The 22,106-nt window shown below is 54.1% G+C and carries 20 protein-coding genes; all 20 read right to left on the bottom strand.

The features are described from left to right. Positions 1-74 precede the first annotated feature (74 nt). Positions 75-1,085 (bottom strand): glycosyltransferase family 4 protein, encoded by a 1,011-nt coding sequence (locus HBR94_RS19090; protein WP_057439211.1) that lies wholly within the window; start codon positions 1,083-1,085, stop codon positions 75-77. Continuing rightward, on the bottom strand, positions 1,082-2,050 hold the full coding sequence (locus HBR94_RS19085; protein WP_170045382.1) for an SDR family oxidoreductase: 969 nt from the start codon (positions 2,048-2,050) through the stop codon (positions 1,082-1,084). Before HBR94_RS19085 ends, HBR94_RS19090 begins: the two co-directional genes overlap by 4 nt. Further along, entirely contained in the window at positions 2,047-2,958 is a 912-nt protein-coding gene (locus HBR94_RS19080; RefSeq protein WP_057439212.1) for a glycosyltransferase, read from the bottom strand. The genes HBR94_RS19085 and HBR94_RS19080 overlap by 4 nt, the downstream gene beginning before the upstream one ends. Positions 2,959-3,023: 65 nt before the next feature. Next, positions 3,024-3,929, bottom strand: a complete 906-nt coding sequence (locus HBR94_RS19075) for a glycosyltransferase family 2 protein (protein WP_057439213.1) — start codon at positions 3,927-3,929, stop codon at positions 3,024-3,026. A gap of 1 nt (position 3,930) precedes the next feature. Then, the gene (locus HBR94_RS19070; protein ID WP_057958905.1) at positions 3,931-5,085 is read right to left on the bottom strand and encodes a hypothetical protein; all 1,155 of its coding nucleotides are present in this window, start codon (positions 5,083-5,085) and stop codon (positions 3,931-3,933) included. A 33-nt stretch (positions 5,086-5,118) separates the two neighbouring features. Continuing rightward, on the bottom strand, positions 5,119-6,546 hold the full coding sequence (locus HBR94_RS19065) for a group 1 glycosyl transferase (protein WP_170045381.1): 1,428 nt from the start codon (positions 6,544-6,546) through the stop codon (positions 5,119-5,121). Further along, positions 6,543-7,820, bottom strand: coding sequence for an O-antigen translocase (locus HBR94_RS19060; protein WP_057958903.1), 1,278 nt, complete (start codon positions 7,818-7,820; stop codon positions 6,543-6,545). The genes HBR94_RS19065 and HBR94_RS19060 overlap by 4 nt, the downstream gene beginning before the upstream one ends. Further along, positions 7,817-8,944, bottom strand: a complete 1,128-nt coding sequence (locus tag HBR94_RS19055; protein WP_057439215.1) for a DegT/DnrJ/EryC1/StrS family aminotransferase — start codon at positions 8,942-8,944, stop codon at positions 7,817-7,819. Before HBR94_RS19055 ends, HBR94_RS19060 begins: the two co-directional genes overlap by 4 nt. 101 nt (positions 8,945-9,045) lie before the next feature. Beyond that, positions 9,046-9,450: an FdtA/QdtA family cupin domain-containing protein gene (locus HBR94_RS19050; protein WP_057439216.1), complete on the bottom strand. Its 405-nt coding sequence runs from the start codon at positions 9,448-9,450 to the stop codon at positions 9,046-9,048. Beyond that, positions 9,447-10,013 carry a dTDP-4-dehydrorhamnose 3,5-epimerase gene (gene rfbC, locus HBR94_RS19045; RefSeq protein ID WP_057439217.1) on the bottom strand — a complete coding sequence of 189 codons (567 nt, stop codon included), beginning with the start codon at positions 10,011-10,013 and terminating at the stop codon, positions 9,447-9,449. Before rfbC ends, HBR94_RS19050 begins: the two co-directional genes overlap by 4 nt. After that, a complete protein-coding gene (rfbA, locus tag HBR94_RS19040; RefSeq protein WP_057439218.1) occupies positions 10,010-10,903 on the bottom strand; it encodes a glucose-1-phosphate thymidylyltransferase RfbA in 894 nt (297 codons plus the stop codon). Before rfbA ends, rfbC begins: the two co-directional genes overlap by 4 nt. Positions 10,904-11,381: 478 nt before the next feature. Next, positions 11,382-12,734, bottom strand: coding sequence for a Wzz/FepE/Etk N-terminal domain-containing protein (locus HBR94_RS19035; protein ID WP_170045380.1), 1,353 nt, complete (start codon positions 12,732-12,734; stop codon positions 11,382-11,384). A 345-nt stretch (positions 12,735-13,079) separates the two neighbouring features. After that, positions 13,080-13,313 (bottom strand): lipopolysaccharide assembly protein LapA domain-containing protein, encoded by a 234-nt coding sequence (locus tag HBR94_RS19030; RefSeq protein ID WP_057439219.1) that lies wholly within the window; start codon positions 13,311-13,313, stop codon positions 13,080-13,082. A gap of 25 nt (positions 13,314-13,338) precedes the next feature. Then, entirely contained in the window at positions 13,339-13,635 is a 297-nt protein-coding gene (ihfB, locus tag HBR94_RS19025; RefSeq protein WP_032888918.1) for an integration host factor subunit beta, read from the bottom strand. Between the two features lie 329 nt (positions 13,636-13,964). Then, positions 13,965-15,659 carry a 30S ribosomal protein S1 gene (rpsA, locus tag HBR94_RS19020; RefSeq protein ID WP_029298694.1) on the bottom strand — a complete coding sequence of 565 codons (1,695 nt, stop codon included), beginning with the start codon at positions 15,657-15,659 and terminating at the stop codon, positions 13,965-13,967. Positions 15,660-15,780: 121 nt separating this feature from the next. Beyond that, complete coding sequence (cmk, locus tag HBR94_RS19015) at positions 15,781-16,470, bottom strand: (d)CMP kinase (RefSeq protein WP_057439220.1); 690 nt, start codon at positions 16,468-16,470, stop codon at positions 15,781-15,783. Further along, positions 16,467-18,677, bottom strand: a complete 2,211-nt coding sequence (locus HBR94_RS19010) for a bifunctional prephenate dehydrogenase/3-phosphoshikimate 1-carboxyvinyltransferase (RefSeq protein ID WP_170045411.1) — start codon at positions 18,675-18,677, stop codon at positions 16,467-16,469. Before HBR94_RS19010 ends, cmk begins: the two co-directional genes overlap by 4 nt. A gap of 28 nt (positions 18,678-18,705) precedes the next feature. Then, on the bottom strand, positions 18,706-19,818 hold the full coding sequence (hisC, locus tag HBR94_RS19005) for a histidinol-phosphate transaminase (protein ID WP_057439221.1): 1,113 nt from the start codon (positions 19,816-19,818) through the stop codon (positions 18,706-18,708). Between the two features lie 9 nt (positions 19,819-19,827). After that, complete coding sequence (pheA, locus tag HBR94_RS19000) at positions 19,828-20,922, bottom strand: prephenate dehydratase (RefSeq protein ID WP_025113086.1); 1,095 nt, start codon at positions 20,920-20,922, stop codon at positions 19,828-19,830. Continuing rightward, on the bottom strand, positions 20,922-22,007 hold the full coding sequence (gene serC, locus HBR94_RS18995) for a 3-phosphoserine/phosphohydroxythreonine transaminase (protein WP_057439234.1): 1,086 nt from the start codon (positions 22,005-22,007) through the stop codon (positions 20,922-20,924). Before serC ends, pheA begins: the two co-directional genes overlap by 1 nt. Positions 22,008-22,106 lie beyond the last annotated feature (99 nt).

Genomic DNA, 22,106 nt, shown 5'->3' with positions numbered 1-22,106 from the left:
ATCTAACCGAACTCCCGAGATAAACACTCTAAATGCCGCATTGATTCACTTGCTCCAATTGCACACCGGCGGCGCTACTCTCTCTGCCCAGCCCTGTATTTGACTGCCAGGAACACCAGTGGAAGATACGCAATAACAGTACCCAGCCCTGCGTCCAGCCCAAAAAGCGCCACCGCCAATGCCAACGGCAGCAACCACACCAGATTGATGACAGCTACCGTGAGGCTGACGGGCAAATGGCGTCCATATTGACGGCTTGCAAATTGGTAAGCATGACTGCGATGGGCTTCATAGACCTTATCGCCCCGGGCAAGGCGCCGAATGAGGGTAAAGGTCGCATCCACGATAAAGACCCCCAGCATGATCAGCCAGGCGAAGAAAAACTCACTGCCGGCCCAGGCAGCCTGAATAGAAAGACCTCCCAGAATGATCCCCAGAAACCCACTGCCTGCGTCGCCCATGAAAATACGGGCTGGCGGGAAATTCCAATACAAGAAGCCAGCCACAGACACGCTCAACAACAAGGGCGCCCACATCATTGCCGGCTGCCCACTCAAAAAGTAAATCAGCGTCAAGCCGAGACAGGCACAGATGGCCTGCAGACTGGCAAGACCATCAATACCGTCCATGAAGTTGTATAGATTCAGCATCCAGACCAAATAAAACACGGCTAGGACATGACCTGCCCAACCAAGATCGAACGTAACACCAAAAGCGGTAATTGCCGGTAGCCCTTGCATCCAGGACAAAGTCCAGATCGCGGCGGAAAAATGCCCCAACAGGCGCCAACGGGCAGCAATATGACCATGATCGTCCATAAAACCGATGACAGCGACCAACAACCCAGCCCCCAGCAGCGCGGCACTCTCAGCAACCGTTATCAACTGGACAAACGCCAGCCACACGAGTGCAAGCGCAAACGTCAGTACAATAGCCACTCCACCACCGCGTGGGGTCGGGACCGTGTGCGAACTACGGGCATTAGGAATATCAATGATGCTGCGGCGCAACGCGTATTGACGCAAGAGCGCCGTCAAGGCCAGGGAAACCAAGGCAGCAACGGGAAAGATGTACCAGTAGTTCATTCAGTACGCTCGCTGAAATAGTGCTGCGCAGTAACATCAAGACCTTGCTTGAGTGTCATTGGCGGCTGCCAACCCAACACCTCGCGCGCCTTGGTAATATCGACTTGCAGCGAGCCGCAAAGACGTTGGGACAGCGCTTTTTTGCCTAACAACGTCGCCCCCCAGACCAGCACCCATTGTGGAACCGGTATAAGCCTGGCAGGTGCGCCGAGGGATTGTGCAAGTTCGCGTAGCAGTTCAGTAGTCGACACGTCCTCCCCGTCACTCGCCAAAAAGGTCTCATTGGAAGCAGCCGGGTGAGTCGTACAGGTCAAGATCAGGCTCACGAGATTATCCAGCGCAACCAGGCTTCTTTGGTTGCGTATGGCACCAAATGGCAGAGGAACACGCTTCACGAGCCATTTCATCATGCTTTCAAAGTTCGCTTTGACTCCCGGCCCATACACAAGAACCGGTCGGATAATCACCACCTCAAGCCCAGTCTCCAGCGCAAGGGCCTTCAGCGCCTCCTCCGCCTCCATCTTGGATACACCGTAAGGATCAACGGGCGCCGACAGATCGGTTTCGCGAAAAGGTCGACCTGGAGCGGTTTGCTCGCCGTTGACCTTCACTGAACTGACGAACACAAAACGCCTGGCTCCCGCGGACGCGGCACTCCGGGCCAACGCAAGGGTGTGCCCGACATTAACCCGCCGAAACGCCGCAAGTGGATCCGCTTCGGTGTCGTTCATGACGTGAACACGCGAGGCGAGATGAACAACAACATCTACGCCCTGCAAGGCTGGGTGCTCTGGTGACACAGCCGAGAAATCGGGAAGCACCACGTATTCAACATCTGACGCCAAAGCATCCGGCAGACGACGGACAAGGGCACGCACCTGATAATCAGTGCTCCCCTGCAATTGTTGAATCAGATGACGGCCGACAAAACCGCTGGCGCCGGTGACCAATAACTGGGTTTTCATTTCTTTTGCCTCAAAACCGCCAACACCAGACACAAACCAGCGAATACCAACTTATCCCGTGGGCGTCTGCGGCACTTCGCGGCACTGGTCGCCAAGCGCAGCAGGTCCAGGCGCCCCAGCCCGATCCAGCGCCGGACAAAAGGTTCGTTAGCCATACCGACCATACCGGCGATCAGTGCTGCTTGATTCAGCCACCAACCATCTAACACTTGGGAAAGGCGTTTCTTGAACGCCTTTGAGCCGCTATTCACCCCGACCTGGTTACCACCGTGCTGGCGATAGCGCATATAAGGCCGGCTATCGATCACCCACTTGAATCCGTGTGAACGGCTATACGCATAACAATACCAATCATGCAACGTTACACCCTGTACTTGTACAAAACGACCGTTGATATGCTGTTGAAGCTCAACAAACAGACGCCGGGAAAAGACGTAAGTGCACCCAGGCCCGGCCGCTTCAAACAAATGATCGAACGCAACCTGAGGTTGCGATTTGACAATGATCGACTCACGACCATCCGGCCAGAATGCCGTTACATTGCCGGAGTAGCCGTCAGCCCCAGTATCGTTCATGTGCTGCGTGGCGCTGGCAAGTTTGTCTGCCAGCCATATATCGTCCTGGTCAGCGAATGAAAAATAATCAAAGCCATCAGTGGGTGCTTCATTGACCAGGCGGAAAAAATTTCGTGCCGCACCGCCAAATTTTTCACCGTGGGCCAGACATTTGACTCTTGAGTCTCTCTGGCACAGTTGATCGACCCATTCTTCGGTACCGTCGTTGGAGCTGTCCACGCTGATCAGAATCGAAACGGATACGCCAACTTGTCCCAGGATCGAATCGACCTGCTCGGCCATCCAACGCATGCCGTTATAAGCAGCAAGCAGAACCAGAATACGTGGCTGCATCAGAATCCACCCTTAGTACTTAACCCAAAAACAATCCTTGGAATATCACGTCCTAAAAACGACATTCAACGTACCCCGCCCAACTTTTTCTGCCAGCCATGGCTTGCACCGCGAATCATCATTCTGAGTGATTTGAGCTTACTGTCGTCAATCAGCAGATTAACGAAAAAGCGTAGTATCAGCGCAGAGAACATACGTTTTCTCCAACATGCCGGCGTATGGCGCATACGGCAAACAGCGACAGTATTACGGAAGAAAAAATAACGACGCACGGGGGAGTATCTAAAAAAGCTCAAGCCAAAAATCTTTACGGGGGGAGCATCAGACAATGCATGTCCCATTTCCACATTCAGACAACCGTACAAGGTATAGCCCTGGTCACGGACCCGAAAGCACCACTCTGTATCCGTAAAATCGACGAACATGCCCTCGTCATAGCGAATACCTTCGATCCACGCCCGAGTACTGATGAACATACCCGAGGTAATGAGCGCATCCGCCTTCACCAGGCCATGCTCATCATCAGAACTGAAAACCGGCTTGATGACCCCGTCGACGGAACTGTAAAAAGGAAAGTTAATTTTCTTTCCATCACGACGATCAAAAAACGCCGGGCTGACCGCAATACAACTGGCATCCTTTGCCTTGGCGCTCATCATCGCCTGATACAGCCTTGCAATCAGATCGGGTTCCGCATGACTGTCCTGATCGAACGTCACGACGTATTGCATACCCGCTTCAATCGCCATTGCGAAGCCAGTATTGAGTGCGGCGCCCAACCCCTGGTTGCCATTGAGCGAGACATAATTGACCCGCGCGCGCACTTCAGGTGCCTGAGCCAGAAATGATTCGCTCCCGCCGTTATCGACCAACACCAGAAACTCAACCTGCGCTGCCAGGGAAGTCAGCAACTCATCAAGAACCTCAATATCGGGATTATAACCGACGACTATTGCTGCAACAGTATCCAACTTACCTCCTGACTTCAGCGTGCAACGCCGAAGGTTCATGATTTTTTATCACAACAGACCAGTACCACAATATCACCAGAAACCCGAAGGAGTTAAAGAGAACGGGATTACTCAATGACATTAGCAGGTACATAAACATTATCAGACGGCTGGATGAGCCTTGCACACTCGCTAAATACTTTCGATTAGGAAAGAGCAACACACTGAACAGCAGCAGTGACAACGGAAGCCCTACATATCTAACAGAGTCCATCCAGGTAATTTCAGTTTGAGCAGCCAGCTCACCATAACCTTCGGTATAGTAATATGTTCCAAGACCGTTACCGAACACCAGCATTTTCCAATCCGCCACATTCAGAAAAGATATAATGTGGCCAATTTTTATGTTATTTGACTGTTCATCGGAGCTGAACATACTGGTTTCTGTTAACAGGTAGCCCACACCCAGAATGATTACCGGCACCAGAGCACACAACATCAACAGTCGCGCAGACCAATTTTTGTTGTAAAAATACAGCACCAACATGGAAACAGCGGCCATTACGATCAACCCCCTAGAGGCGGACCAGATAATAGCCATTAAAATAACAACCACAAAGAAGAGTGACCAAAAACGTTTCACTTGTAGAAAATCAAGAAAAAACAGTGACAGCGGAAGCAATAGAAACGGGGAAGAACGGTGATGAAGCATAAACATATCTAACCCGCCAAAGCTGCGCAGACCGTAGTATCCAAGCTCATTGGCATTGTAAAAATCGAGCAGCATAACACTCAAAGACGACCCTGGCTCAACCATCAGCATAAAAGAAAATACGCACATGATAAGTGCAAATATAGCGCCTACCGCCTTCACAATCAGCGCCATATCAACTTTAAATTCGACAATCGAATAGATAAGAAATAGCGAGACAGCCCCCAATATCATTTGCCGGGAAAAATCAGCATCGGCGCCGCCTAACAAACCTAGTAAAAAACCATATAAAAAAATCAAAAAGACAACAACTGGCGCAATTGTTTTAATAGGTCGACTAATAAAGACGTACACCGCCATTAAAAACAGAGGCACAAAAAACAGCTTGTTTAATACAAATACCGGCAACAAAACCGTCGACAGGCAATAAAAAAACAGGATCCACTTTACAATCCGACTAGTCATGAAAAACTCGCGAGCGACTTACAAAAATAGCATTCATCGAAACTTCCTCGCCAAGATCATTTTCGCCAGCAGCTTTATTTTCTTCCCAATAGACATCGCGACGAATAAACGGATAGCGAGCCCCCCCTGAAGCCGGGACAGTAGCAAAAACGTATCCAAGGAAATATCCACTTTCAAGGAACCTTTTGGCTCCTCAAAAAAAGCTGTATCTCCCAGCCCGTCACCACTTGAAACCAGCGGGTTAGCGTAAACCTGCCCGTCGTACAAACATTTCAGATAGCGCTCTTTTACCGAGTCAAAGGCATTAACCTTCTCAATAGCACAAAGCACCTCTTCGTCGTACCTATAGTCCGCTATAGAACCCATCACAGCATCAATATCAGTTCGCTTAAGCCTGTCCGCTGGTGAGTAGCCTTGAACCGGAGAGAGCAGCCCCACACACCGCTGCCCTTTGACGAACTGCTCTGCGAACGCAGTCCCACCTGGCAACGGGTGGCTATCAACGTAAAAATCCGCCTTACTGACCAATTCACTGTACTCCTGAAAATCAAGGTGTGCCCTGATACTCAGTCTGGAGCGATATCGGAGTTTTAACGGCCACCACCAAAACGCTTTTTTAACATCACTGCCGATAACCAGGAATGTTGAGGCAGGATAGTCATCAAGAATACGTGCTACCAACTTAAAAATACTGAAGCCTTTGCGGGGTTTGTACTTTATGTCTGAGCCCGCAGAAATGAAAAGCAACGGGGCCTGCATTGCTGGTTTAAAATTATTGGCCATAACGCCGTGAGGGATGTTCACCGGGATTCCCAGGAAGCTCTTTCGCCCCTGAATATGCTTGGTCAAATCAAAGCGGCAACCATGGCCACTGAGTTCGAAGTAATAGTCTGCAATCGAGCTCCCATAGGAGAAAACGTGGTCGGCATGATTGACAAAATACACTTCAAGCCCAGAAATGCGTTTTGCTACGCCACACGCTACGACCACCAGAATATCGTCAGGATGAATATGCAGTACGGCCTTTTCATAGCTCAGCAACAAACACACTATCTGCGTCAGCGCATCAACAGGACATGTAGCAATGACGACGCTGGTCTTATCAAAAAATCTGCAAACCTGGGCTTTCGCATCTGGTGCGGCCTGGCGTGAGATCAAAAGATCGGTACGTTCAGGGTGCATAGAGGCAAGTTTTTCCATCAATCTCGTATGCCCACCTGTCATGTAGGGCTCGGTCACGACATGCAAAACCCCTCCACGCTCATTGGGCGTAGCCCCGAAGGTTGAGCCCGCCATTGAGAGACAGCGTTCAATCAGGTTCGCTTCAACAAGCGGCGCATCATGAATCCCTACATCCGCAAACCAAAGCAGGTTGCCATAAGCACTCGCTAACGCGAGCGCCTGATTCAGATCAGCCGTCCCATTAATGGCAGTTTCAAAGTCCTTAAATAGTTTTTTCAAGCGTGATGTTCCAGCTTCTTATGAAAATAATCATCAAGCCTTAGATATACAAAAACATACATAACCAGACTGTAAACCGCATAATTTACCGCATAAGCCCAAGTAGCAGCTTCGACCCCCCACCATTGCGTGAATGCAATGGTCAATAAATACAAGGAAACACAAAATATAATTTCAGTAGTAATAAAGACCTTGACCATAGCCCGACTGAGCATGACATACGCCATAATCCAGCTGAATATCTTCAGGCAATCGCCCACTACTTGACCAGCAAAAAACATCCTTACAGGGTAGAAGTCAGAGGTAAACAGCACGGCCACGACGAAGTCCCGAAGCACATACATTGCGGCGGCAGCTAACAGGGCAACCGGAAAAATCAGTTTATAACCTTGTATTATTTCTGTTTTTACTTCTGCCGCTGTTTTCAACTCAGAAAGCTTGGGCAGGTAATAGACACTCAACGTGGTCGTTACCAACAAAAGATAAGCGGCACTCAGGCGCCACATAGCCTCCCAGTAGCCAGCCATCTCCCAGCCGTACACCGTACCGATATGATTCCTGACCAACATCTGCGCCAATGGCGCACAAGCAGCAGAAACAACTGCCATCAAAAAAAAGGCAAATAATTTTTTCGCAATTTGCTTGTCTGGGCGTCCAAACAAAAACGAAAGTTTAAACCAGTGCGTTCGCAAGCATAATAATAATGTCACGACAAAACTGATGGATTGATAAACTACCAGCGCTACAAGCGCACCATACAAACCAAAACTGGTTGCCAGGTAAAACGTCACGCCAAAGGATAAGAAGCTACCAGCGATATTCGCGACGATGTACAGTACGATTTCCTTTCGCCCGTTCAATATCGCCAGCAGCAATATGTTCAACGAGAAAAAAACCACGACACCGGCAAACCAAAGAAAAACACCGCCCAAGGCGGCATCTTTCAGGAATAGAGATGCAAGTTCTTTATTATATAAAGCGACAATTAATGCGACTACAAGACTACCCAGAATAGCTACAAACCCTGCTGTTCTCCACAGTTTGATCTGTTGCTCAGGCTCCTCATGATATTCAGCAGTGTACTTGACGACGCCATTGGTAATGGCGCCGCCTGTAAATATCGTGATGACCTGCAAAGCATTCTGAAACTGCCCTATTGCAGCATACCCAGCTGGCCCCACATAGATAGCCAAGACCTTATTAAGACCCAGCAAGGTAAGCATTTTAATGGCAACAGCAATACCATTTAACAAGCTGGTCCGAACAAGATTCATACGGCGTCCGGTTTAAAACTATTGCAGGCTTCGACTACAACCCGAGCCTCATCGATAGATAGCGTGGGTCCTATTGGCAAGCTGAGAATTTGTTCGTGTATTTGTGTCGATACCGGGAGTTCCTGATCCTTCAGCTCAGCATATGCCTGCTGGAGGTGAGGTGGGATCGGATAATGGATGAGCGTCTGTATACCTTGAGCCGCAAGGTGAGCTTGAAGCTTATCTCTCTGAGCACAGAGCACCGTATAGACATGCCATACATGGCATTCGTTAACCGAGGCGTTGAATGCGGCATCAGCTGGCAAGGTAATCGCCGGGTTGATGATCGACTTACTGTACAGCTCAGCGAGTTCACGACGATATGCGGTTTGTTTGTCCAGGTGCTTTAACTTCACGGACAAACACGCTGCCTGCATTTCATCAAGTCGGCTGTTTACGCCGCGATAGACGTTTTTATATTTTTCATAGGAACCGTAGTTCCCCAGCGCACGAACCGTTTTGGCCAAGGCTTCGTCATTGGTCGTAACGGCCCCCGCATCACCCAATGCACCGAGATTTTTTCCAGGATAGAAGCTAAATCCAGATGCATGCCCCCAACTGCCGGCCTTTTTTCCGTCGACCTTCGCGCCATGTGCTTGCGCCGCATCTTCAAGCACCAGCAAGTCATGGGAACGGGCAAGCTCCATAATTTTAGGCATATCGGCCAGGCGACCGTAGAGGTGAACCGGTAAAATCATCCTGGTTTTTGATGTGATCGCGGCTTTTGCATTAACCGGGCAAATATTGAATGTCTTCGGATCAGGTTCGACCAATACAGGAACCAATCCGTTTTCCGAAATGGCAAGGATACTGGCGATGTAGGTATTGGAGGGAACGAGAACCTCATCACCTTCACTGAGGCGGCCCAGCTCTTTCCAGGCACGAATGACCAATACAAGGGCATCCAGTCCATTGGCAACGCCAATGCAGTGCTCGGTACCACAATATTGGGCAAACTCATGCTCGAATGCCTGGAGCTCTTTCCCACCGATATACCAACCGGAATCAACAACGCGTGTACAAGCAGCTACCAGCTCATCGCGGCACAGATCATTTATAGACTTCAAGTCAAGAAATTTTATCATTTACCAAGCACTCGTTTACTTTGACAGAGCCAGAGCCCGCTTCAACTATCGCCCCAATTAGCCGGCAGTTCTCAGCAGAAAATCAGTGTACTTTCTATATTCTAAGACTGATTAACCAGGCTTTTGAATACCGAATAATCCCTTATATAATCACGCTCGTCATAAACGGCACTTGCCAACACCAGCAATACGCAATCCGGACTGAAATCATGCATTTCTCGCCAGATCATACGATCGATAATGATAGCCTTGTCAGGAGCGTCCAGCCACACCTCCTCCTTGTTCACGCCATCATCAAGCTTCATCAGGCAGCGCCCAGACACGCATACAGCCACCTGCATCAATTCCTTGTGCGCGTGAAATCCTCGTGGAACACCTTCTTTTGTTTCAGTGAGGTAGTAAACTCGTTTAATTTCAAACGGAACATGATTTTCATATTCCAGCGCGACCAACTGGCCCCGCTCATCACCTTTGGAGGTGATATCCAGAAACTTGATCAAACTCATGCTTGCTTCTCCGAGAGGCTATCGGATGTCGGAGCCTTTTCATCTTTTTCGCTAACGTTAAAGCCGCCGGTTGCAGGCCAATTTATCCCAAGCCTTGCATCACTCCAATGCAGCGCCCCTTCAGAGTCTTTATCGTAATAATCCGTGGTTTTATACAAAAAGTGCGTGTCATCTTCCAACGCAACAAACCCGTGAGCAAAACCCTCGGGGATCCACAGCATCAAGTTATTTTGGGAGCTTAGTTCTACACCGACCCATTGCAGGTACGTGCTGGACTCAGGCCGAATATCCACCGCCACATCAAATGCAGCCCCCCGCACCACACGCACGAGCTTGCCCTGGGCATGGGGAGCGCGCTGGAAGTGCAGCCCCCTCAGCACGCCCTTTGCCGAGCAGGAGTGATTGTCTTGAACAAACGCTCGCGGAACGGACAGCCCTAACTCTTTAAGTGCTGTATGAAACCGCTCTTCGTTAAAGCTTTCCATAAACCAGCCGCGATCATCGCCAAAAACTTTTGGCTCAATGATTACAACGTCAGGAATAGCAGTCTGAATCAGTTTCATGCCTTTGAGGCCTCTTCCAGAAGTTTCTGCAAGTACTGGCCATAGCCTGTCTTTTTCAGTTTTTCCGCCTGAGCACCCAGTTGCTCTGGGGTGATCCAGCCTTTATGGAATGCAATTTCTTCAAGGCAGGCGACTTTCAACCCCTGGCGGTGCTCAATGGTATGAACGAAATGACTCGCCTCCAGGAGCGACTCATGAGTACCCGTGTCCAGCCAGGCAAAACCACGGCCCAGCATTTCCACGGTTAATGACTTGTCATCCAGATAGGCGCGGTTGACGTCAGTGATTTCAAGCTCGCCACGCGGCGACGGCTTGATGCTCTTGGCAATGTCAACCACTCGATTGTCGTAGAAGTACAAGCCTGTCACTGCATAGTTGGACTTCGGTTTCGTCGGTTTTTCTTCGATGCTCAATGCCCGACCAGTGGCATCGAACTCAACAACACCAAAACGCTCAGGATCTGATACGTGATACCCAAAGACTGTCGCACCAGATGTCTGGGACATGGCGGAGCGCAAGTTATCGGAAAAGTGCTGGCCGTAGAAAATATTGTCGCCAAGGATCAGGCAGCAAGGATCGTCACCAATAAACTCCTCGCCAATCAGGAAGGCCTGGGCCAAACCGTCCGGACTGGGTTGCTCGGCATAGCTAAGCTGGATGCCGTACTGGCTGCCGTCTCCCAGGAGCTTTTTAAAGCAAGGCAGATCTTCAGGGGTAGAGATGATCAAGATTTCGCGCATGCCAGCCAGCATCAACACCGACAACGGATAGAAAATCATCGGCTTGTCGAAAATAGGCAACATTTGCTTGGATACACCCAGTGTCAGCGGGTGCAAACGCGTCCCGGAGCCGCCAGCGAGGATGATGCCTTTACGTTTGATGTCCGTCATATCTGTAAGACTTCCTTAAATATCTGCATTACACCAGGCCAACACATGGGTGGACAGGTGAAAAATAGCGCGTAGCTTCTCGGTATTGAGCCGCAATTTCAATGCCTGCGGCCGGCAATTCGAAGTCGCCAACATAAAAACTTAATCTTTTCGGGGTATAGCCCCCACCTGCAAGTGCCTCCTGCACGACACAGACAACCCTCAGTTCTAAGAAATGACCGCACAGGCCGGGCTGACCGACTCGCGCAATTATGATCCATCCACTGCGCGTCGCTGCCGTTTTTTATATGAATAAGCGGCCAAGCAGCAAGACCGCCCCACAGATGCCAGCAACACCACCTGAACTCAGGTATCAGGCGAGAGGTGAAGACGAAAAATGCTTATCCCGTTGGGCTATAGACAACAAGTTGCAGGCTAGTTTCCTTTTAAAATCAAATCCCGCATTGCCTGGGGAGCACAATGCGGATCGAGCGGCTATCTATTGCGACTTGTTCATACCCGCATCGCTACCCACCATGGTTGGCGAGCCAGGCTGCACGGACAATACTACCGACTGCGGTTGAGGCTGACGGTTTTTGACGAGATGACGAATCACGGCAATAAAGGCGCCAATAAAGCCACCCAGAACCAAGCCAAGCAGGATAATCAACGCTTTCTGGGGCTTCACCGGGCGCAAAGGCTCCAGCGCCTGCTTGTCGATAGTCACCAGTTTCAGCCGGCTCATATCAATGCTCAGGTTACGCAAACGGGCTACTTCGGCACGAACCGGCTGCACACCGGCCAGGAACAGGTCCTCGTTTTCACGACGATTCAGCACCTCAATCTCACGATTGGATTGGAGCAATTGCAGCTCTTTAGCAATCTGCGCGATACGACCCTCAGTAAAATCATCGGACTTACGCTGCATCAACGCAGTGCGTTCAGCCTCGAGCGCCTCGACGCCCATGAAGTACAGAGGGATTTGCTGATTGTTTATTTCGGTACGCATCACACTTGATGAGCCATTACGGTCTGACTCACCCAGAGCGGAAGGCGTGCTGGGTTTTCTGATTCCCAGGGACTTGGCGATTCCAATGGCCTCGTTCAACTGCGCCACTCGGTCAGTGCGCCCAGTCTTCAACTGTGCTCGCAATGCTTTGAGTTCATCCTGCAACTGCGCACGTCGCAAGCTGTCCGTTTCTCGCAGCGATGCTATCCGCGCCTCTTTATCAACCTCGTAGCTGGAACGGGCAGCATCAATCTTGCCCTTGAGCTCGTTCAACCGGTTTTTTACGATGACGTCCAGATCCGCCGCAATCTGCTCACGCTCCGTGGCAATCGCGTAATCGATGAAGCCGTTGAGAATGGCGACGCCATCAACACCTTTCGGATAACTCATCTCAAGCTTGATATAAGCACTGAGGGAGTTGGCTTTTTTCGGATCGGGCAGACTGAGCTCGATAGAGTTACGGTTGAACTCTTCGAAACTCTGCTCCAAGGTCCTGCCAGGCTGTTCAAAGGCCTTGAACAGCTTCTGGTTTGAACGAAAAAAACCCAAGCGGGTATCGTAGGACTCCAATGATGCGCCCACTCTGACAAGAGCATCACCAGGAGGAAGTGTATATATCTCGGAGCGATTCAAAGCATCAAGCTCGTTGATTGCGGCCGGGCGCAACACACTGCTGACTTCGTACTGAGGAGGCGTGAGGAACGCATAGATCGCAGCGATCAGCCCAGCGCCTGCTGTAGCGGCCATGACTAACTTTTTCTGCTTCCAGATAGCCTGAAAAAGCACAACGAGATCAATCTCGTCGGACGAAGGAATCGGGGGCGCGCGGAAGCTACTACTCACAACAAAAACCTGCCTTCAAAGAGAAACTGCGGGCTCGTTATGCAGACGATCTTGTGTTTTTTTTATATTTATAAGGGCGGCCAATAAACCCAGCGTCGCTGCCAGGCTCTGGACACACAAAATGACTGGAATCGAGAACAGGTTGCATTTTGCCATCTCGCCGTAACATTGCAAGGCTTGACATGCCTGTAAGGCAATTCCTATTTCGCGACCAAATTGCAGGATAGATGATTGTAGGGAGCCCTAAAGCCGCTACTTCCTGACGACAGAGCAGCGCTCAACGCATCGCAGTCCGGGGAACCAGCGTGCGCTACAGGCGACAGACGGTCTCCACCACTAATCAACCTACAACGCTGGCTTATGACGCTTTTTGGACTGGATCAGCAGGCTCAGGACCGGCCCCACCAACATCCCAACAATCAACGCCAACGTCACAAACACCGACACCGGCAGCTCCGGCGTAGACCACCCCAAGAACGCCAGGGCGACGTCTTGCTGGTTTTCCAGTACGAATGCCAGGATCGCCAAGGCGACGATCAGCACTATCAGTACCAGGGCGACGCGCTTAACACCGCGCATAAACTTCTCCTATCCCCAAAAAAGCTCAGACGCCGTCTTCTTCGTCTTCGTTCACTCGATCACGCAATTCCTTGCCCGGCTTGAAATGGGGCACGAATTTGCCGTCAAGGCTGACCGACTGGCCGGTTTTTGGGTTGCGGCCCACGCGTGGTGCGCGGTAGTGCAGCGAAAAGCTGCCAAAGCCGCGGATCTCTATTCGGTCACCCGTGGCCAGGCACTGGGACATTTGTTCAAGCATGGTCTTGATGGCCAACTCCACATCCTTGGATGAGAGCAGCCCTTGATGGGTGACAATTCGTTCGATCAACTCCGACTTCGTCATATTTTTCCCTTCTTTTTCAAGCAGCTAGGAAAAGCGCTCCGAAGGTTTTAGCATGACCAGATGAATTTGAACAGCCTGTGGCTTGACTTATCTTGCGCAAACTATGGCAGCCCTCACAGAATCCGCGATAACAGCAGATAGCCCCCAGGAAGCCACAGCAGACGTCTTACCGACAAACTGCTGTCAGTGCCGGAATCAGCAACCCTCAGCCCGTACGCAGCCTCAGGCCGCCCCCATTGCGCAGACCAATCGCACCCAAGGGCAAAATCCAAATTCCAGACACAAAAAAGGGCGACCGAAGTCGCCCTTTTTCTATGGTCTGACAGAACTTAGTTCTGTTTTTCCATTTGTGCACGCAACAGGTCGCCCAGAGTGGTCGGACCCGAAGCAATGTCAGAGGTAGCTGGCTTGTCGCGCAGGCTCTGGATTGCTTCTTTCTCTTCGATCTCGTCTTTCGACTTGATGGAGAGTTGGATTACGCGGCTCTTGCGGTCAACGCTGATGATCTTGGCTTCTACTTCCTGGCCTTCTTTCAGAACGTTACGCGCGTCTTCAACGCGATCACGGCTGATTTCGGAGGCTTTCAGAGTCGCTTCGATATCGTCACCCAAAGTGATGATGGCGCCTTTAGCGTCAACTTCCTTCACGATGCCTTTAACGATTGCACCCTTGTCGTTCTCTTGAACGTACTCGGAGAACGGATCGCTTTCCAGTTGCTTGATACCCAGGGAGATGCGCTCGCGCTCTGGGTCAACCGACAGGATAACGGTGTCCAGCTCGTCGCCCTTCTTGAAACGACGAACAGCTTCTTCGCCAACTTCGTTCCAGGAGATGTCGGACAGGTGAACCAGGCCGTCGATGCCGCCGTCCAGACCAATGAAGATACCGAAATCGGTGATCGACTTGATGGTGCCGGAGATTTTATCGCCCTTGTTGAACTGGCCAGAGAAATCTTCCCATGGGTTAGATTTGCACTGCTTGATGCCCAGGGAGATACGACGACGCTCTTCGTCGATGTCCAGAACCATAACTTCCACTTCGTCGCCGACTTGTACGACTTTCGAAGGGTGGATGTTCTTGTTGGTCCAGTCCATTTCGGAAACGTGTACCAGACCTTCCACGCCTTCTTCCAGCTCTGCGAAGCAGCCGTAGTCGGTCAGGTTGGTAACACGCGCGGTGACGCGAGTGCTTTCTGGGTAACGGGCTTTGATAGCAACCCATGGATCTTCACCCAGTTGCTTCAGGCCCAGGGAAACACGGTTGCGCTCGCGATCGTATTTCAGAACCTTGACATCGATCTCGTCGCCAACGTTGACGATTTCGGAAGGATGCTTGATGCGCTTCCAAGCCATGTCGGTAATGTGCAGCAGGCCATCGACGCCACCCAGATCGACGAATGCGCCGTAATCGGTGAGGTTCTTGACGATACCTTTGACTTGTTGGCCTTCCTGCAGGGATTCCAGCAGAGCTTCACGCTCGGCGGAATTCTCTGCTTCCAGGACGCTGCGACGGGAAACGACAACGTTGTTGCGCTTCTGGTCGAGCTTGATGACCTTGAATTCGAGCTCTTTGCCTTCCAGGTGCGTGGTGTCGCGCACTGGACGAACGTCGACCAAAGAACCTGGCAGGAACGCACGGATGCCGTTAACGTCGACTGTGAAGCCGCCTTTAACCTTACCGTTGATAACGCCCTTGACCACTTCTTCAGCTGCGAAGGCTGCTTCCAGAACAATCCAGCATTCAGCGCGCTTGGCTTTTTCACGGGAGAGCTTGGTTTCACCGAAGCCGTCTTCAACCGAGTCCAGAGCAACGTGAACTTCGTCACCGACATTGATAGTCAGGTCGCCAGCGTCGTTGTAGAACTGCTCAAGCGGGATGAGTGCTTCAGACTTCAGACCAGCGTGAACGGTTACCCAGCGAGCTTGGTAATCGATATCAACGATAACACCGGTGATGATGGAGCCAGCCTGAAGATTCAGGGTTTTTAGGCTTTCTTCAAAGAGTTCCGCAAAGCTTTCGCTCATTTTAATTCCTGTTGATAAGGGCGAAGAATACGCCCATCTGCCACACCCCAGACGGTGTGGGTTACGTTCATATAAGAGAAGAAACGCAGGTCTAGGACTGGTCCCCTGCACTTCCTCTAAGTCATCCGGCGATATCGCGCAGGGCGATTTCACTCAAGATGCGTTCCAGCACCTGCTCGATGGACAATTCCGTGGAATCCAGCTGTATGGCGTCAGCCGCCGGTTTGAGCGGGGCTACCGCACGCTGGGTGTCGCGCTCATCGCGCGCACGAATCTCATCTAGCAGACTCGACAGACTAACACCATCCACCTTGCCCTTCAACTGCAAGTAACGGCGGCGCGCCCGCTCCTCGGCGCTGGCCGTCAGGAAAATCTTCAGCGGCGCCTCGGGAAACACCACGGTGCCCATGTCGCGACCATCGGCCACCAGGCCCGGCGGCTCCTGGAAAGCCCGCTGGCGCTGGAGCAATGCATCACGCACGGCAGGCAACGCAGCAACCTGGGACGCCCAGGAGCCGACCTGCTCGTTGCGCAGATCATCCGTCACATCATCCCCTTCCAGGATAATGCGCAGCGCATGACCTTCGGTCGCACCGACGAACTGCACATCCAGATGCGCCGCCAGCAGCACCAACGAGGCTTCGTTGGTCAGGTCGACGCCGTGATTGCGCGCCGCGAAAGCCAGCAGGCGATACAACGCCCCGGAATCCAGCAGGCACCAACCCAGGCGCTTGGCCAACAGGCCCGCGACAGTGCCTTTGCCAGAGCCGCTTGGCCCGTCGATGGTAATCACCGGTGCTTTGATATTCACAATTGAGCCTCTTGGGCAACACGCATGCCGACTTGGGCAGACAGTGTAAGAAAATTCGGAAAAGATGTAGCTACGTTGGCACAGTCATGGATACGAATCGGCGCAGTGGCGCGCAGGGATGCCACGCTGAACGCCATGGCGATCCGATGATCGCCGTGGGCATGCACCTCACCACCGGTCATGCCGCCGCCATCAATGATAATCCCATCAGGGGTCGGCACACACTTCACACCCAGCGCCAGCAGACCGTCGGCCATCACCTGGATGCGATCGGACTCCTTGACCCGCAACTCTTCGGCGCCACGCAATACCGTGCGCCCCTCGGCGCAGGCAGCGGCGACAAACAACACCGGGAACTCATCGATAGCCAGGGGCACCAGGGCCAGGGGAATCTCGATACCCTTGAGCCGTGCGGCGCGCACACGCAGGTCTGCAACCGGCTCGCCGCCCACTTCACGGGGGTTTTCCAGGGTAATGTCAGCGCCCATCAGGCGCAGGATATCGATCACCCCGGTGCGGGTCGGATTGATCCCCACATGCTCCAACAACAACTCGGAACCCTCGGCAATCGAAGCCGCCACAAGGAAAAACGCCGAAGAGGAAATGTCGCCCGGCACCTCAATGCGGGTTGCCACCAACCCATGACCTGACTCAACCGCTGCCGTCGCCCCCTTAACCTCCACCGGGCAACCAAAACCGCGCAACATGCGCTCAGTATGATCGCGGGTGGGCGCAGGCTCGGTCACCGCCGTCCGGCCTTCGGCGTATAGCCCCGCCAGCAACAGGCTGGATTTGACCTGGGCACTGGCCATCGGCAGCGTGTAATTCATGCCCTTGAGCACCTGCCCGCCACGAATAGTCAGCGGCGGCTGCCCCTGGGGCCCGGTCTCGATCACCGCACCCATTTCTCGCAACGGCTTGGCCACACGATTCATCGGGCGCGTGGACAGCGAGGCATCACCGGTCAGGACACTGTCAAAACGCTGCGCCGCCAATAAACCGGACAACAGACGCATGGACGTACCCGAGTTACCGAGATAAATCGGACCCGGCGCAGGCTTCAAGCCGTGCAGGCCAACGCCATGGATAGTCACCCGCCCATGCTGCGGACCCTCGATCACCACGCCCATGTCGCGGAACGCCTGCAGGGTCGCCAGGGCATCTTCACCCTCGAGAAACCCTTCGACCTCGGTAATACCCTCCGCCAGCGACCCGAGCATGATCGAGCGATGGGAAATGGATTTATCCCCCGGCACCCGGATCTTGCCGCTCAACTGCCCGCCCGGATTGGCGACAAACACCACATCATCCGCATTGGCAGCAGCATCCATATACGCGCGGCGCGCGAGAATCTTGCTGAAGTGCTCCCGCGCCACTCGCGCCCGGGTAAAGACGCCCAGCAACTGGTGCCCATCTCCCGCATCGACCGCGTCGCGCAAGGCGTCGAGGTCACTGCGAAAGGTGTCCAGGGTGCGCAACACGGCCTCGCGGTTGGCGAGAAAGATGTCGTGCCACATCACCGGATCGCTCCCGGCAATTCGCGTGAAATCGCGAAAACCGCCGGCGGCGTAACGGAAAATCTCCAGGTTCTCGTTGCGCTTGGCCAGAGAATCCACCAGGCCAAAAGCCAGCAGATGCGGCAGATGGCTGGTCGCCGCCAGCACTTCATCATGGCGCTCGACCTGCATATGCTCGACATCCGCGCCCAGTTCGCGCCACAGCCGATCCACCACGGCCAGGGCCGCCGGGTCGGTTTCTGCCAGCGGCGTGAGGATCACCTTGTGCCGCCGGAACAGCTGGGAGTTAGACGCTTCCACCCCACTCTGCTCGGAACCGGCAATCGGATGCCCCGGCACGAACCGCGCCGGCATGCCGCCAAACGCCAGGCGCGCCGCGCGCACTACATTGCCCTTGGCGCTGCCGACATCCGTGAGGATCGCCTGCCCCAGATCCATGCCGGCCAACAACGCCAACAGTTTTTCCATGGCCAGGATCGGCACCGCCAACTGAATGACATCAGCGCCCTGGCAGGCAACGGCCAAGTCCGCCTCACAGCGGTCCACCACCCCCAGCTCTACCGCCAACTGGCGCGATTGCGGGTCAAGGTCCACACCGACCACTTCGCCACACAGGCCGCTTTCGCGCAGGCCCTTGGCAAAGGAGCCGCCAATCAATCCCAGACCGACCACCACCAGGCGACCGATCACAGGCACAACAGGTTGCATTGCAATCACATCAACCACGGGCCAGGACCTTGGCCAACGCCTCAAGGAAGCGACTGTTTTCAGCCGGCAAACCGATGGTGATGCGCAAGTGGTTCGGCATGCCGTAATTGGCCACCGGACGCACGATCACGCCTTCGCGCAACAGGCCCTGGAATACCGGAGCGGCCTCCCGGGCGAGATCCACGCAGACAAAGTTGCCCTTGGACGCAATCCAGCCCAGGCCCAACTCACGGAAGCCTTGCTGCAGCTGCTGCATGCCGCTTTCGTTGATCCGTCGCCCCTCTTCCAGGTACTCGGCATCCTTGAGCGCGGCACAAGCCGCCGCCAATGCCAGGCTGTTGACGTTGAACGGCTGGCGCACGCGATTCAGCACATCCGCGACGACGGCTGTGGATAACCCGTAGCCGACCCGCAGCGACGCCAGGCCGTAGGCCTTGGAGAAGGTGCGCGATACCAGCAGGTTCGGGTAGGCCGCAAGGAAGTCCAGGCCGTCGGGCAGATCGCCGCCCTCGGCATACTCGATGTAAGCCTCGTCCAACACCACCAGCACATGCTCAGGCACATCCTGCAGGAACTCGTTCAGCGCGTCGGCACCGAACCAGGTACCGGTCGGATTGTTCGGGTTGGCGATAAACACCACGCGGGTCTGGGCATCAATGGCCGCCAGCATGGCCGGCAGGTCATGCCCCCAGTCCTTGGCCGCAATCACCCGCGCCTCGGCACCGACCGCCTGGGTGACAATCGGATACACCGCAAACGCGTGCTCACTGAATACCGCGTTCAGGCCAGGGGCCAGATAGGCACGCGCCACCAGCTCCAGGATGTCGTTGGAACCGTTACCCAGGGTGACCTGGCTCAACTCGACCCGGCAGCGCTCGGCCAACAGGGACTTGAGCGCAAAGCCGTTACCGTCGGGGTAACGGGTCAGCTCCGCCAGTTCTTCACGGATCGCCGCCAGCACCTTGGGGCTTGGGCCCAACGGGTTTTCATTACTCGCCAGCTTGACGATCTTCGCCGGATCCAGATTCAACTCGCGCGCCAACTCGTCCACAGGCTTGCCCGGAACGTAAGGCGAGAGTTGTTGCACGCCCGGCTGCGCCAGGGCGAGGAAGTTGCCACTCATGTCAAAGCCTCACAAAACCGCTTTCGGGTAAGAGCCCAGCACCTTGAGTGCCACGGCTTCCTGACTGATTTTCTCCAGCACACTCTTGACCAGCGGATCACGGTGGTGGCCGACGAAGTCGATAAAGAACACATAAGTCCATTTACCGCTGCGCGAAGGACGCGTCTCGATGCGTGTCAGGTCTATCCCGTTGTCGTGGAACGGCACCAGCAGTTCATGCAGCGCGCCAGGCTTGTTGCTCATGGAGACAATGATCGAGGTCTTGTCGTCGCCGGTTGGAGGCACTTCCTGGTTGCCGATCATCAAAAAGCGTGTGGAGTTATCCGGGCGATCCTCGATTTTCTCGGCCAGGCGCGTCAGGCCGTACAGGCCAGCCGCCATATCCCCGGCAATCGCCGCCGAGTTCCACTCACCCTTGACCCGCTTGGCCGCCTCGGCGTTGCTGGACACCGCCACGCGCTCGACATTCGGGTAATGGGCATCCAGCCACTTGCGGCACTGGGCCAGGGACTGGGCGTGGGAGTAAATGCGGCTGATGCTGTCGGTCTTGGTGTTTTCACCCACCAGCAAATGGTGGTGAATACGCAGCTCGACTTCGCCACAGATCACCATGTCGTGTTCAAGGAAGCTGTCGAGGGTGTGGTTGACTGCGCCCTCGGTGGAGTTTTCCACCGGCACCACACCAAAATTCACTGCGCCAGCGGCCACTTCACGGAACACTTCGTCGATGGCTGCCATCGGCTTGCTGATCACTGCGTGACCGAAGTGCTTCATGGCCGCCGCCTGGGTGAAGGTCCCCTCGGGGCCGAGGTAAGCCACTTTCAAGGGCTGTTCAAGGGCCAGGCACGAAGACATGATCTCGCGAAACAAGCGCGCCATTTCTTCATTGCCCAGCGGCCCCTGGTTACGCTCCATCACGCGCTTGAGCACCTGGGCTTCGCGCTCCGGACGGTAAAATACCGGCACTTCGCCTTCAGCCAGGGAGGCCATCTTGACCCGCGCCACTTCCTGGGCACACCGCGCCCGCTCACTGATCAGCTCCAGGACTTTGGTGTCCAGGGCGTCAATGCGCACACGCAGGGCCTTGAGTTCTTGCTCAGACATTAGCCGTGTTCCTTTTCGAACTCTGCCATGTAGGCCACCAGCGCCTTGATGGCATTGATGTCGACGGCGTTGTAGATCGAGGCGCGCATGCCGCCTACCGAGCGATGGCCCTTGAGGTTCAGCAGGCCACGCTCGTCGGCACCGGCCAAAAATGGCTTGTCCAGGCGGTCGTCGGCCAGGCGGAACGGCACGTTCATCCACGAGCGGGCGCTCAGGTTGATCGGGTTGCTGTACAGGCCGCTGGCGTCGATGAAGTCGTACAGGGTGCGCTTCTTCTCTTCGTTGAGCTTGCCCATGGCAGCCACACCGCCCTGCTCCTTGAGCCACTCGAACACCAGGCCCGAGAGGTACCAGGCAAAGGCCGGCGGGGTGTTGTACATCGAGCCGTTGTCGGCCGCGACCTTGTAGTTGAGCATGGTCGGGCACACCGAGCGAGCACGCCCGAGCAGGTCTTCACGGATGATGTTGACCAGGATGCCGCTTGGACCGATGTTCTTCTGTGCGCCGGCGTAGATCATGCCGTAGCGCGACACATCCATCGGGCGCGAGAGAATGTCCGAGGACATGTCGCACACCAACGGGACATCACCCACTTCAGGCACCCAGTCGAATTCCAGGCCGCCGATGGTTTCGTTCTGCACGTAGTGAACGTAGGACGCGTCCTTGGACAGCTTCCACTCGTTCTGGCCTGGAATAGCGAAATAATCGTAAGGCTTGGCCGTACCGGCCACGTTGATATTGCCGTAGCGCGAGGCTTCTTCAATGGCCTTCTGCGACCAGATACCGGTGTCGATATAGTCGGCAGTCCCGTCTTCGGGCAACAGGTTCAGCGGCAATTGGGCAAATTGCTGGCTGGCGCCGCCCTGCAGGAACAGCACCTTGTAGTCCGACGGAATGTCCAGCAGGTCACGCAGATCCTGCTCGGCCTTGGTGGCAATGGACACGAACTCATCGCTGCGATGGCTCATTTCCATGACCGAGAGGCCTTTGCCATGCCAGTCGAGGAGTTCACCCTGCGCACGCTGCAGGACTGCTTCAGGAAGTGCCGCGGGACCAGCACAGAAGTTATAGGCTCTCTTGCTCACATCCAATCTCGCTCTGATCTGGTGGTCACATAATTCGTGTTCGACACATAACCCCATGTGGGAGCGGGCGTGCTAGCGAAGGCGGCGTGTCAGGCCACA

The sequence above is a fragment of the Pseudomonas sp. WS 5412 genome, assembly GCF_012985615.1.
Taxonomy (GTDB): Bacteria; Pseudomonadota; Gammaproteobacteria; order Pseudomonadales; family Pseudomonadaceae; genus Aquipseudomonas; species Aquipseudomonas shahriarae.
This window is presented reverse-complemented; position numbering and strand designations above follow the sequence as displayed.

What these genes read in the sequence shown, in the direction of transcription:
- HBR94_RS19090 (WP_057439211.1), bottom strand. Translation starts at nt 1,085, where the DNA reads ATGAACTACTGGTACATCTTTCCCGTTGCTGCCTTGGTTTCCCTGGCC.
- HBR94_RS19085 (WP_170045382.1), bottom strand. Translation starts at nt 2,050, where the DNA reads ATGAAAACCCAGTTATTGGTCACCGGCGCCAGCGGTTTTGTCGGCCGT.
- HBR94_RS19080 (WP_057439212.1), bottom strand. Translation starts at nt 2,958, where the DNA reads ATGCAGCCACGTATTCTGGTTCTGCTTGCTGCTTATAACGGCATGCGT.
- HBR94_RS19070 (WP_057958905.1), bottom strand. Translation starts at nt 5,085, where the DNA reads ATGACTAGTCGGATTGTAAAGTGGATCCTGTTTTTTTATTGCCTGTCG.
- HBR94_RS19060 (WP_057958903.1), bottom strand. Translation starts at nt 7,820, where the DNA reads ATGAATCTTGTTCGGACCAGCTTGTTAAATGGTATTGCTGTTGCCATT.
- HBR94_RS19055 (WP_057439215.1), bottom strand. Translation starts at nt 8,944, where the DNA reads ATGATAAAATTTCTTGACTTGAAGTCTATAAATGATCTGTGCCGCGAT.
- HBR94_RS19050 (WP_057439216.1), bottom strand. Translation starts at nt 9,450, where the DNA reads ATGAGTTTGATCAAGTTTCTGGATATCACCTCCAAAGGTGATGAGCGG.
- rfbC (WP_057439217.1), bottom strand. Translation starts at nt 10,013, where the DNA reads ATGAAACTGATTCAGACTGCTATTCCTGACGTTGTAATCATTGAGCCA.
- rfbA (WP_057439218.1), bottom strand. Translation starts at nt 10,903, where the DNA reads ATGACGGACATCAAACGTAAAGGCATCATCCTCGCTGGCGGCTCCGGG.
- HBR94_RS19030 (WP_057439219.1), bottom strand. Translation starts at nt 13,313, where the DNA reads ATGCGCGGTGTTAAGCGCGTCGCCCTGGTACTGATAGTGCTGATCGTC.
- ihfB (WP_032888918.1), bottom strand. Translation starts at nt 13,635, where the DNA reads ATGACGAAGTCGGAGTTGATCGAACGAATTGTCACCCATCAAGGGCTG.
- rpsA (WP_029298694.1), bottom strand. Translation starts at nt 15,659, where the DNA reads ATGAGCGAAAGCTTTGCGGAACTCTTTGAAGAAAGCCTAAAAACCCTG.
- hisC (WP_057439221.1), bottom strand. Translation starts at nt 19,818, where the DNA reads ATGAGTGGCAACTTCCTCGCCCTGGCGCAGCCGGGCGTGCAACAACTC.
- pheA (WP_025113086.1), bottom strand. Translation starts at nt 20,922, where the DNA reads ATGTCTGAGCAAGAACTCAAGGCCCTGCGTGTGCGCATTGACGCCCTG.